Annotated in this window: 15 protein-coding genes; 12 read left to right on the top strand and 3 right to left on the bottom strand. The window is 66.4% G+C overall.

What is annotated here, in order from left to right:
• Together ybiB and cobA are read left to right on the top strand one after the other, a co-directional pair.
• On the top strand, positions 1-792 hold a 792-nt coding region (ybiB, locus tag VTU_RS0108580; RefSeq protein WP_010103283.1), incomplete at its 5' end, for a DNA-binding protein YbiB.
• Positions 793-829: 37 nt separating this feature from the next.
• Positions 830-1,696 (top strand): uroporphyrinogen-III C-methyltransferase, encoded by an 867-nt coding sequence (gene cobA / locus VTU_RS0108575; RefSeq protein WP_010103281.1) that lies wholly within the window; start codon positions 830-832, stop codon positions 1,694-1,696.
• Here the strand turns inward: cobA and VTU_RS0108570 are convergent.
• On the bottom strand, positions 1,690-2,613 hold the full coding sequence (locus tag VTU_RS0108570; RefSeq protein ID WP_010103278.1) for a LysR family transcriptional regulator: 924 nt from the start codon (positions 2,611-2,613) through the stop codon (positions 1,690-1,692). The genes cobA and VTU_RS0108570 overlap by 7 nt on opposite strands.
• A gap of 219 nt (positions 2,614-2,832) precedes the next feature.
• On the opposite strand from VTU_RS0108570, the gene VTU_RS0108565 reads away from it, so the two are divergent.
• The 10 genes from VTU_RS0108565 (at position 2,833) to VTU_RS0108525 (ending at position 9,985) form a co-directional block, all read left to right on the top strand.
• Entirely contained in the window at positions 2,833-3,495 is a 663-nt protein-coding gene (locus VTU_RS0108565) for an amino acid ABC transporter permease (protein ID WP_040892556.1), read from the top strand.
• Complete coding sequence (locus VTU_RS0108560; protein ID WP_010103265.1) at positions 3,492-4,289, top strand: amino acid ABC transporter ATP-binding protein; 798 nt, start codon at positions 3,492-3,494, stop codon at positions 4,287-4,289. The genes VTU_RS0108565 and VTU_RS0108560 overlap by 4 nt, the downstream gene beginning before the upstream one ends.
• Before the next feature lie 170 nt (positions 4,290-4,459).
• Complete coding sequence (locus VTU_RS0108555) at positions 4,460-5,788, top strand: aminotransferase family protein (protein ID WP_010103263.1); 1,329 nt, start codon at positions 4,460-4,462, stop codon at positions 5,786-5,788.
• Between the two features lie 14 nt (positions 5,789-5,802).
• On the top strand, positions 5,803-6,465 hold the full coding sequence (locus VTU_RS0108550; RefSeq protein ID WP_236610681.1) for a CoA transferase subunit A: 663 nt from the start codon (positions 5,803-5,805) through the stop codon (positions 6,463-6,465).
• Positions 6,440-6,730, top strand: a complete 291-nt coding sequence (locus VTU_RS34410; protein WP_201766110.1) for a CoA-transferase — start codon at positions 6,440-6,442, stop codon at positions 6,728-6,730. The genes VTU_RS0108550 and VTU_RS34410 overlap by 26 nt, the downstream gene beginning before the upstream one ends.
• Complete coding sequence (locus VTU_RS34405) at positions 6,676-7,104, top strand: CoA-transferase (protein ID WP_010103258.1); 429 nt, start codon at positions 6,676-6,678, stop codon at positions 7,102-7,104. Before VTU_RS34410 ends, VTU_RS34405 begins: the two co-directional genes overlap by 55 nt.
• A gap of 58 nt (positions 7,105-7,162) precedes the next feature.
• Positions 7,163-7,927, top strand: a complete 765-nt coding sequence (locus VTU_RS0108540) for a transporter substrate-binding domain-containing protein (RefSeq protein ID WP_010103256.1) — start codon at positions 7,163-7,165, stop codon at positions 7,925-7,927.
• A gap of 50 nt (positions 7,928-7,977) precedes the next feature.
• Positions 7,978-9,000 carry a histone deacetylase family protein gene (locus VTU_RS0108535; protein ID WP_010103255.1) on the top strand — a complete coding sequence of 341 codons (1,023 nt, stop codon included), beginning with the start codon at positions 7,978-7,980 and terminating at the stop codon, positions 8,998-9,000.
• Positions 9,001-9,091: 91 nt separating this feature from the next.
• Positions 9,092-9,424, top strand: coding sequence for a DMT family transporter (locus tag VTU_RS0108530; RefSeq protein ID WP_010103254.1), 333 nt, complete (start codon positions 9,092-9,094; stop codon positions 9,422-9,424).
• Positions 9,425-9,541: 117 nt separating this feature from the next.
• Entirely contained in the window at positions 9,542-9,985 is a 444-nt protein-coding gene (locus tag VTU_RS0108525) for a helix-turn-helix domain-containing protein (protein ID WP_010103253.1), read from the top strand.
• A 61-nt stretch (positions 9,986-10,046) separates the two neighbouring features.
• Here VTU_RS0108525 and VTU_RS0108520 read toward each other — a convergent pair whose 3' ends face one another.
• Entirely contained in the window at positions 10,047-11,015 is a 969-nt protein-coding gene (locus VTU_RS0108520; RefSeq protein ID WP_029554215.1) for a Tim44 domain-containing protein, read from the bottom strand.
• Between the two features lie 51 nt (positions 11,016-11,066).
• On the bottom strand, positions 11,067-11,798 hold the full coding sequence (gene ubiE, locus VTU_RS0108515) for a bifunctional demethylmenaquinone methyltransferase/2-methoxy-6-polyprenyl-1,4-benzoquinol methylase UbiE (RefSeq protein ID WP_010103251.1): 732 nt from the start codon (positions 11,796-11,798) through the stop codon (positions 11,067-11,069).
• Between the last annotated feature and the right edge of the window lie 10 nt (positions 11,799-11,808).

Raw genomic sequence — 11,808 nt, 5'->3', positions numbered from 1 at the left:
TTCTGCCTGGCCATGCGCATCAAGGGCGAGACGGCCGAAGAGATGTGCGGCTTTCTCGACGCCACGCACCAGCGCCTGACCCGGTTTCCCGCGAGCGAGCGCCCGCTCGTCGTGCTGCCAAGCTACAACGGCGCGCGCAGGCTGCCCGTGCTCACCCCGCTGCTCGCGCTGCTGCTCGCGCGCGCGGGCCTGCCCGTGCTGCTGCACGGCATGCGCACCGAGGCGCGCCGGGTTCTGGCCTGCGACGTGCTCGACGCGCTGGGCATACCGGCACTCGATGCGCCGGAACGCATAGCCGCCGGGGCGGTATGCCATATCCACACCCGGCAGCTGCACGGCGGCCTGGCACGGCTGTTGGCGGTGCGCGAGGTGGTGGGCCTGCGCAACCCGGGGCACAGCACCGTGAAGCTCATGAACCCCTGCGCGGGGCCCGCCGTGGTCGTGAGCAGCTACACGCACCCCGAATACTTCGGGATGCTGCAAGCCACCTTCTGCCTGCTGGGAATGACCGCCCTGCTGTCGCGCGGGCTCGAAGGCGAGGTGGTGGCAGACCCGCGCCGCAGCGCGCGCAGCGACGGCTTCGTGCACGGCGTGCACGGCGTGCTGCAAGCGCAGCAGCCCGGCACCACGAACGAAGTCCCCGGCCTGCCCACGGCGCTGGACGTGGCCAGCACCGCCACCTACACGCGCCGCGTCCTCGCGGGGGAACTGCCGGTTCCGCCGGCCATCGGGCGCCAAGTGGAACATATCCTGCAACTTGCCGACCGAACCGTTGTGGAGACCCTGCCATGAGCCGTCCCCCATTCCCTCAGACCCCCCGCCGACCCCCTTGGCCCCCGCGTGCGGCAGCTGCACCCTGGTCGGCGCGGGCCCGGGCGACCCGGAGCTGCTCACGCTCAAGGCGCTCAAGGCGATACGCGCCGCGACCGTGCTGTTCGTCGACGACCTGGTGAGCGAGGCCATCGTGGCGCAGGCCGCGCCCACGGCGCGCATCGTCCACGTGGGCAAGCGCGGCGGCTGCAAGAGCACGCCGCAGGCCTTTATCGAAAAGCTGATGCGCATGGCGGTGCACGCGGGCGAGAACGTGGTGCGGCTCAAGGGCGGCGACCCGTTCATCTTTGGCCGCGGCGGGGAAGAGGTCGAGAGCCTGCGCGCCGCGGGCATTGCGGTGCACGTCATCAACGGCATCACCGCGGGCCTGGCCGGCCTCACGGCGCTGGGCGCACCGCTCACGCACCGCGCGCATGCGCACGGCGTGGTCTTCGTCACCGGCCACGCCAAGCCCGGAGACGCCGCAATCGACTGGCGCCAGCTGGCCGCGACGGCGCGCGCCGCAAGGCTCACGCTCGTGATCTACATGGGCGTGAGCGGCGCGGCCGGAATCGAACAGGAACTGCTCGCCGGCGGCCTGCCCGCCGACACCCCCGTGGCCATCATCGAGAACGCCAGCCTGCCCCGGCAGCGCCACGCCGTGACGACCCTGCACGCCCTGCACGCGACCATTCTCCGCGAGGGCCTGGGCAGCCCTGCGGTGATCGTCGTCGGCGACGTGGTGCGCGGCGTGGCTGCGCAGGCCGAGGCAGCGGGGCGGGAACAGCCATTCGGCCCATTCAGCGAATGCGCACGGACTGCGGGCGCTTTTGCCGATGGCCGCGTGAATGCGGAGAAAACCATCCTGGCGCGCGCCGCTCAGTGAATGACGAACGCGCCAGCAAGCCCTGCTTCCTCTGCCGTTTGCCGGACACAGTCCTTGGCAATGGCCAGCACGTCTGCCACCGCGCGGTTGTCCTTCATCGCGTGCTGATGCACGAGGTAGAAGGTGAACCATTGGGCCGAGTCGAAGGGTCTGGCGACCAGATCACCATGGACGCACAGATCCGCAGCCGTCAATGCGTTCAGCAGGCTGACGCCGTTGCTCAACCGGATCACCTCGCCCAGCGCGCTCATGCTGACGCGCAAGCTGTAGTCGAGCTGGCGGTCGTGGCTGGTGTTGGCGTAGATCAGGTGATCCGACTGCATCGGCTTGATGTAGCGCTGGTCGGCGAGGTCGCCGTAGTGGAGCCGTTTGCGCGCGGCCAACCGATTCCTTCGGCACAGCAGCGCCATCATCTGTGCGGCGAATACCGGCGTAATGATCAACCCCGGCTCGTGAATCTGGTACGACACCAGCGCGAGATCCAGGCGGCCGCCGTCCACCTCCGAAATCAGCCGCCCGCTGGCGGCGATGTCCAGCGCCATGCCGGTTCCCGGATGGCTGGCGACGTATTGCTGCGCGAGCCGCGGGCCGAAGCGATGGCCCAAACCGGGCGCACAACCGATGCGCAGCGACGCCAGGCCGCTTTCCTGAAAAAGCGCCATCTCTTCTTCGATCCGCTTCAGCCGATCCAGTAACTGGACGGCCTCGTCGAGCATGTAGCGGCCCGCGGGGGCGATTTGCAGCCGCTGGTTCTCCCGCGTGAACAGACGGATGCCCAGGGTGTCCTCGAGCCGCGCGAGCGCATGGCTGGCGGCGGACTGGGTGATGCCGAGCTGCACGCCGGCCTGCCGGGTTGACCCCGTGGTCGCGATCGCATGAAAGATCTCCATGTCGCGCACGCTGATTTCTGCCCGCATTCCCGGCTCCATACATCACTTGATGAAAAAACATCATATGTTGACAGACAAAAACAGGAAAGTGAGACTCCGATCCACAACGACGTTGAGCAAAACCACCATGGCACGGCGCTCTGCCGGATAGAGGCGTGCTATGAACAAAGTTGCTCACCCCCTTCACGCAGACCCCCGGCATCGTCCGCTTCATGGCCGGCGATGGGCGATGACGCAGAGAGCCCCATGCTTGACATCCACATCGTTTCCGAATACCTGCCGATGCTGTGTCAGGCCGCCGGCACCACGGTCGAACTCACCCTGTTGGCGACGATCCTCGGTCTCGTGATCGGTCTGGCGGCCGCTTTGGGGCGACTCTCGCGCCACGCCGCCGTGCGCGCCGTGGCGGGCAGCTACGTCTGGCTGATCCGCTCGACGCCGCTGCTCGTGCAGCTGTTCATCATCTACTTCGGTCTGCCGCAATTCGGCGTCGAACTGTCGCCGTTCGCATCGGGGGTGATCGGCCTCGCGCTGAACGTCGGGGCATACAACGCGGAGACGATCCGCGCCGGGATTCTCGCGGTTCCGCACGGGCAAATCGAGGCGTCGCGCTCGCTGGGATTTGGCGCTGCCAAAACCATGCGGCTCGTGATCCTGCCGCAGGCCCTCCGGCTGATCGTGCCGCCGCTTGGCAACAACCTGATCATCCTGACCAAGGACACGTCGCTGGTCTCCACGATCACGCTGGCCGAACTGTTCATGCGGACCCAGCAGCTCGTCAGCGCCACGTTCAAGCCGTTCGAACTCTACTTTGCGTGCGCGATGATCTATGCGGTGCTCACGACCGCCACGAGCCTGGTCCTGCGGCAACTGGAGCGGCGCCTGGTCCTGCAAGGAGGCCGGGCATGAACGCCGCGCATCCGGATGGCGCGCAAATCACCCTGCGCGGCGTGCGCAAGACCTACGGCGCGCTGGACGTGTTGAAAGGTATTTCGCTCGACGTGCAGCAAGGCGAGGTGCTGGTCCTGATCGGTCCCAGCGGGTCGGGCAAGAGCACCTTGCTGCGCTGCGTGAACATGCTCGAGATGCCGACCGGCGGCGAGGTGTGGATTCGGGGCAGCCTCATCAACGACGCCCGCCGCGGCCATCGGGCCCAGGAGCGGTATCTGAACGCGATGCGCATGAAGGTCGGCATGGTGTTCCAGCACTTCAACCTGTTTGCGCATTTGACCGTGCTCGAAAACATCATGCTCGCGCCCGTGCAGTTGCTCGGCCACGGCATCGTCCAAGCGCGCGCCGAAGCGCGCGCCTTGCTCGATTCGGTCGGCGTGCTGGACAAGCAAGACGTCTATCCGGGCAAGCTCTCGGGCGGCCAGAAGCAGCGTGTCGCAATCGCCCGCGCGCTGGCGCTCAGACCGGACGCGATGCTGTTCGACGAGCCGACCTCCGCGCTCGACCCCGAGATGGTCGCTGGCGTGCTCGCCGTGATGGAGAAACTCGCGCGCGCCGGCATGACGATGATGGTCGTGACGCACGAGATGCGCTTTGCCGAGAAAGTAGCCGACCGCGTCGTGTTCATCGCGGGCGGTCGGGTGGTCGAAGAAGGCCGGCCGGCCGCGATCTTTCATCAACCGGCGCACGAGCGCACCCAGGCTTTTCTGGCCGATATCCTGGTGTCCTGCCCTGCGAATAGCGGCACATGAAACTGCGCCTTTCGCGCCATGGCGGCGTTGCAAATCCTCGCGATACCTACGGGTATCGCTGCGGTTTGCGCCTTGCCCTGACGCGAAATGCATCCGTTTCATTTTGTGCCGCTATTCGCAGGGCAGAACACTGGCCGGACCCCGCATCGAAACCGCATCGAGGAACTGCCGTGCCTGACTATCTGTTCTATCAATCGGCAGTGAAGCTGCCGACCATCGCCCGGGCCCAGGGCGTGTATGCCTGGGACGTGGACGGGAGGCGCTATGTTGACGCCTGTTCGGGCGCCATCGTGGCGCAGATCGGCCACGGCCATCCGGCGGTCCGCGCCGCGATGCTGGATCAGTTGGACAAGGTCGCATTCGCGTACCGGACGCAGTTCGAGAATCAACCCGCGCTCGATCTGGCGCAGCGCTTGGTCGATCTCGGCGGCGGCCGCTTTGACCGCGTGTTTTTTTCCAGCGGCGGTTCCGAGTCGGTCGAGTCGGCGCTGAAGATCGCGCGCCAGTACTGGGTGTGCAGGGGCGAGCCCCAGCGCAAGGTGTTCATCGCGCGCAAGCCGTCCTATCACGGCGCGACGATGGGTGCGCTGTCGATGACGAGCTACACGCCGTTGACGCAGCCCTTCGGGCCGATGTTCCCGCTGTATCCCAAAGTGGCGTCACCGACCCAGTACCGCGTTCCGGCGGGCCGCAGCGTGGCCGAGCACGCGCTGGCTTGCGCCGACGAACTGGAGGCGGCGATTCTCGAAGCGGGGGCCGCGCACGTGGCCGCCTTCATCGCCGAGCCGATCGGCGGCGCGAGCACCGGAGCCGAAGTTCCGCACGCCGGGTATTTTTCGCGCATCCGCGAAATCTGCTCGCGGCACGGCGTCCTGCTGATCCTCGACGAGGTGATGACGGGCATGGGCCGCACCGGCCGCTGGTTCGGCTACGAGCACTGGGACGTCCGAGCGGACATCGTCTGCCTCGCGAAGGGATTGGGCGCGGGCTACTATCCGGTGTCCGCGATCATGACGCGGGCGGAGGTCACCGATCCCGTGCTGGCCGCAGGCGGTTTCCAGCATGGCTACACCTACGCGGGCAATCCGCTCGCCAGCGCGACGGCGCTCGCCGTCATCGACGTGATCGAGCGCGAAGGGCTGGTCGAGAACGCCGCGAGCACGGGCGCGTATCTGCTCCAATCACTCCAGCAACTGGCATCGCGCCATGGCTTCATCGGCGACGTGCGCGGCCGGGGTTTCTTGCTCGCCGTCGAGTACGTGGCGGATCGCGCGAGCAAGGAGCCCTTTGCGCCAGCGCTCTGCTTCGGCGACGCGATCACCCGCGCGGCGCGCGATTGCGGGCTCATCGTCTATCCGCGCAAATCGCTGATGGGCGAGACGGGCGACCACACGCTGATCGCTCCGCCGCTGATCACGACGCCCGCGCAGTGCGACGAAATCGTCGATCTGCTCGACGCGGCATGCACTGCCGTACAACGCACGGCGGCCGCACGATGAGCAAACGCAGGCAGTTGGCGGAAGTCATCGAGGCGATTCCGGATGGCGCGTCGATCATGGTGGGCGGCTTCGGCTCGCCGGGCACGCCGTTCTCATTGCTCGCCGAACTCCAGCGCCAGCGCAAACGCCGTTTGACGATCATCAAGAACGACGCGAATCAGGACGGCTACGGCGTGTCACGGCTGATCGAGGCGGGCGTGGTCAGCCGGCTGCTGACCACGCACCTCGGTCTGAGCGCACCCGCGCGGCGGGCGCATCTTGCCGGCGCGCTGCAAGTCGAATTTTTCTCTCAGGGGCTGTTCGCCGAGCGCATCCGTTGCGCGGGCGTGGGCTTGCCCGGCGTCGTCACGGATATCGAATTGCCCGACGAACTGGGCGTGGCGCGCGAATCCATCGAGGTGGCCGGCCGCCAGCTGTTCTTCGAGCCGGCGATCAGGGCGGACTACGCATTGCTGCACGCCGATCGGGCCGACGGATTCGGCAATCTGCGCTATCGCGGCGCGGCGCGCAACTTTTCACCGCTGATGGCAATGGCCGCCGACCAGGTCTTCGTCGAAACGCGCACGATCAGCGACGCGCCGCTCGCGCCCGACAGCATCCACACGCCCGGCATCTATGTGCAGGGCTTGGTCCAGGTCGCCGGAGATTCCCATGAATACCAGCCGATCCCCCGCTGATCCGCGCCACGTGATCGCGCGGCGCGCCGCCCGGGAGGTGTCGCGCGGACAGATCATCAATCTCGGCATCGGCTTGCCGACGCTGATCCCGCACTACGTGGACGCGGCTTCGGGGGTGTGGATCCATTCGGAAAACGGCATCCTCGGTGTCGGACCGTCAGGCGACGACGATGCGCTCGACAGCGAACTCATCGACGCCGGGGCGGGTACGTGTCGATCGTGCCCGGCGGGGCGGTGGTCGATAGCGCGGTGTCGTTCGGCATGATCCGGCGCGGCATGATCGACATCACGTTTCTCGGGGCCTTGCAGGTTTCTGCGCACGGGGATTTGGCCAACTGGCTCGTGCCCGGCAGCCTCGTGGCCGGCATCGGCGGCGGCGCGGAACTGGCGCAGAGCGCGCGGCGCGTCATCGTCACGATGCTGCACACCGACAGGAACGGCCGTCCGAAGATCGTCAGCGCATGCACGCTGCCGCTGACCGCGCGGCGGCGCGTCACCCGGATCGTCACCGAGCACGCGGTATTCGCCTGCGGCACCGAGGGCCTGCAACTGCTCGAGGTGCTCAGCGACATCGGGCCTGCCGGACTGCGCAACATCACCGACGCGGATTTTCAGGCCATTGCGGACAGCCACGCATGACCGCGGCGGCCAAGGATCGACCAACCCCTCCCCCACCCACTCTGACAGGAGAATTCAGATGACCCGCTTGAAGAAAATCGTGACCGCTGCCTGTTTCATCGTGCTGAGCGCCGCCGCCCATGCCGACGATCTCGACAAGGTGAAGCAGACCGGTCGGCTCACGTTTGCCTTGACGGGCAAGTACCCGCCGTTCAGCTTCATCGACGCGGCGGGTCAGCTGCAGGGGTTCGACGTCGATATCGGCAGCCAGATCGCGAAGAAGATCGGTGTGCAAGCCGTCCCGGTGACGACGGCCTGGGACGGCATCGTCGGCGGTCTGCTGGCCGGCAAGTACCACGCGATCATCGGCAGCATGGCGATCACGGACGAGCGCCTCAGGGCCGTCGATTTCACGCAGCCGTACTATCGGTCGGGCGCGCAATTGTTCGTGCCCAAGGGCAGCGGGGTCGAAGGCATCGACCAGTTGAACGGCAAGGTGCTGGGCGTCACGCTCGGTGAGACCTATGAGGCATGGCTGCGCAAGAACCACCCCGAGGTGCAAATCAAGACCTACAAGGGCTTGCCCGATATCCTGATCGACCTCCAGAACCGCCGCATCGACGGCTTCGTCACCGACAAGATCGCGGGCATCCTGACCATCCGCGACAAGCAGATCAACGCGAAACCCGTTGGCGCGCTGCTGTACCCCGAGAAAATCGGCATTGCGGTGCGCAAGGACAGCCCCAGGCTGCGCGAGGCGATCGACGCGGCGCTCGGCGAGATCGCGCGCGATGGCGCATACGGCGACATGAGCAGGAAGTGGCTCGGCACCGACGTCCGCTGATCGATGAACCGGTATCGCCGCACGCCGGGCCATAAGAGGAGTCCATGGACATGCTGGCTTTTTTTCATTCCGAGCAACTGAAACATCATCCGCGCGCCTATCTGTCGCGCGGGCAGATGCGCATGCCGCAGGAAGTGCCCGAGCGGGCACTGCGGCTCGTCGAGGCCGCGAAGTCGCTGGGCTTCGAGGTGCGCGAGCCGGCCGATTTCGGCAGGACGCCGCTTGCCGCCGTGCACGGCATGAACTATCTGCGCTTCCTCGAAGAGGCCCATGCCGAATGGAAGAAGATGCCGTCGGATTGGGGGGACGAAGTGATGTCGAACGTCTACGTGCGCGAGGGCAATCCAATGCGGGGCGTGCTGGGCAAGGCGGCGTGCTATCTCATGGACGGCAGCTGCCCGATCGGCCCGGATACCTGGCGTTCGGCGTACTGGTCCGCGCAGGGCGCGGCCGCTGCGGCTGCCGCGATCAACGCCGGCGTGCGCGAGGCCTACGCGCTGTGCCGTCCCCCCGGCCACCATGCGCGCGCGCAAGGCGCGGGCGGGTTCTGCTATCTGAACAACGCGGCGATCGCTGCGCAAATGCTGCGCGCGCGTTTCGCGCGCGTCACGATTCTCGATACCGACATGCACCACGGGCAGGGCGTGCAGGAAATATTTTATGACCGCGACGACGTGCAGTATGTGTCGATCCATGGCGACCCGACGAACTTCTATCCGGTCGTCGCGGGCTATGAGGACGAGCGTGGCGCAGGCGCAGGCGATGGCTACAACGTGAATCTGCCGATGCCGCATGGCTCCAGCGAAGAGACGTTTTTCGAGCAGCTGTCTGCCGCCGTGCGGGCGGTCCGGCGCTTCGAGCCGAATGCGCTGGTGCTTGCGCTCGGCTTCGACATTTACCGCAACGACCCGCAGTCGATGGTGGCCGTCACGACGCAGGGATTCGGGCGCCTTGGCAGCGTCGTCGGTGCGCTGGGACTGCCCACCCTCATCGTGCAGGAAGGCGGCTACGACCTCGAGAGCCTCGAAGCGAACGCGCACTCGTTCTTCCATGGATTCGCATTGCCGCGCTGACTGCTCGAAGTTAAGATCCCGATCCCTTGGGGTACCGCTTCCAATCTGGTGATCGCGCTCGGTACAAGCGCGTAGCCTGAGGAGGTGTGCCATGAGCGCACAGGGATTTTCGTGGTTGCTCATTGCAGCCAGTGTGGGTGCCGAGGTTGCGGGCACGATCGCGCTGCGTTTCGCGGACGGGCTCACCCGCCCTTTGCCATCCATCGCCGTTTTCCTGTCGTATGGTGTGGCGATCTGGCTCATGTCCCTCGCGGTGAGACAGCTCGAAGTGGGTCTTACCTACGCCGTGTGGGCCGGCAGCGGGACAGCGCTCATCGCGCTGATCGGGATCCTCTGCTTCAATGAGTCGGCCCATGCCATGCGCTTGCTGGGCTTCGTCTTCATCGTGCTGGGAGTCGTCACTCTGAACGTCAGCGCGCGCTGATTGCCAGCGCCCGTTCATTGCGCGCCCGGAGGCCTGCGGGAGGCAGCGACCCCGCAAGTAGATGAACATGGATAAACTCCGGGCATCGCCCATTCATTGATACCCCAAGGTGTTGCCATGCGTCAGACCGAATTGCACTTGACCGAAGAAGACCGCGCGGTCTTGGACGATATATGCAGCAAGGGGCAGCATCGTGCGCGCGAGGTCAGGCGCGCGCACGTGCTGTCCTGCCTGGACCGTGGCGTGCCGGAGTCCCAGATCATGGCGGTACTCGGCATAGGGCGCACCACCGTGTGGCGCACGCGCTTGGCGTATCTGCAAGGCGGAATAGATTTGGCGGTGTTCGATCTGAAGCGCTCGGGTCGGCCCCGGCGGTACAGCTCGGACGACGAAGCGCGGGTGGTCGCGCTGGCCTGTTCGACGCCCCCCGCAGGCCGAAAGAGTTGGACACTGGGGGAACTCCAGCGCGTCGCGCGCCAGGAGCCCGGTCTGGCCGGCATGGGACGGGAAACCGTGCGGCGCATGCTGAGGAAAACGATTTCAAACCCCGGCGCAGGGTGATGCGCTGCACCGGCGGGCTTGCGCTGTGCTTCAGGCGCAAGCCCGCCCTGTCATGGGGCGCTTACTGCAGCGCCTGCACCCCGGCCACGAGCCAGCCCATGTTGCCGGTCTTGGGCTTGGTCATGTTCCAGACTTCGCGGAAGGGGCTGGGGCCGGCAGAGGGCTCTTCGCGGATCATTCCGGAGAATTCGACGCTCGCCATGTAGTCGTCGCCCAGGTCCTCGATGCCGAGCAGCTGGGCTTCGATCATGACCACGTCCGTATGGTTCGGCTGTGCGCCGCGCTGCGCGGTGCTCTCCTTGAGCTGCGTGCGGATCTCGCCGAGCATGCTGTCGGTCATCATGGAGCGCAGCGTGTCGATTTCCGCACCGTCCCAGGCGGCCTGCAGCGTGACGAAATTGCGCTTCGCGGCGGACAGGAAGCCTTGCATGTCAAAGCCCTCGGGAATGCTCCAGTTCTGCGCGCCCGACAGGCCCGAGCCGATGACCGTGCCGCTGCCGCTCTGCATCCCCTGTGGCTGGCGCCCGGAATCGAAGTTCGTTGCGCCGCGCTCCCAGGGGCGCGCCGATGCGTCGTTGCCCACGTTGCCGGGGCTGTACTGCGCGGGCGCCTGCGCTGCGTCCGCGCCCTGGAAGGCGAGCGCGGAGCCGCCCTGGCGGGAACGCATCAGCATCTTGAAAGCGGCGTAGGCGAGCAGCGCGAACAGCCCGATCAAGAGCGCCTGGCCAAAGCCTGCGCCCAGGCCCAGCGAATGGGCCAGCCAGGCCAGCCCCAGACCCGCAGCCAGACCGCCGAGCATTGCGCCCCAGGGTTTCTTGGCTGCTGCGGCCGGCGGCGCAGCCGTGGCCGGCTTGGCCGCAGCGGCGTTGGTGGCGTTCTGTGCCGGGGCACTTGGCGCTGCCGACTCGCGTTGCGTGACGTTGCCCGACTGCCTGCCGACCGACTTTCCGCCCCCCAGTCGACGGGCGTCGGCATCCGCGTGTACCAACGCCAGTGCCGCGACCAATACCACAGACCACAGTTTCTGCATCATGACTTCTCCGTTTCTTCATTTACCGGGCGACATGCCCATTCAACATTTTCAACACTTGATTCCAACATGCAGGGCCACGATGCCCCCGGTCATGTTGTGGTAGTCCACGTGCCCGAAGCCATTTTTCTGCATCAGGCTCTTGAGCGCTTCCTGCCCGGGGTGCATGCGGATCGACTCGGCCAGGTAGCGGTAGCTCGCCGGGTCGCCCGCGACCAGCCTGCCCAGCTGGGGCAGCACCTTGAACGAGTACCAGTCGTAGATCTTCTCCAGTGGCTTGGCGACCTTGGAAAACTCCAGCACCAGCAGCTTGCCGCCCGGTTTGAGCACCCGGCACATCTCGGCGATGGCCCGGTCCTTGTGCGTCATGTTGCGCAGGCCGAAGGCCACGCTCACCAAGTCGAAGCGCGCGTCCGGAAAGGGGAGTTTTTCTGCATCGCAGACCAGCGTCGGCAGCACCACGCCGGCGTCGATGAGGCGGTCGCGGCCCATGCGCAGCATGGCTTCGTTGATGTCGGTATGCACCACGCACCCCGAGTGTCCCACCTTCTTGGCAAAGGCCAGCGCCAGATCGCCCGTTCCGCCCGCAATGTCGAGCACCTGGCTGCCCTCGTCCAGGTTCGCCGCGAGCACGGTGCAGGCCTTCCAGACGCGGTGCAGGCCGACCGACATGAGATCGTTCATCAGATCGTATCTGGCGGCGACGGAGTCGAACACGGCGCGCACGCGGCCCGCCTTGTCCTGCGCGTCGATGGATTGAAAACCGAAGTCTGTGTGGCTCATGGGGAGCATG

The sequence above is a fragment of the Verminephrobacter aporrectodeae subsp. tuberculatae At4 genome (assembly GCF_000193225.1).
Classification (GTDB): domain Bacteria; phylum Pseudomonadota; class Gammaproteobacteria; order Burkholderiales; family Burkholderiaceae_C; genus Acidovorax; species Acidovorax aporrectodeae.
Note: the sequence above shows the minus strand (reverse complement) of the source record. Positions and strands in the feature narration are given on the sequence as shown.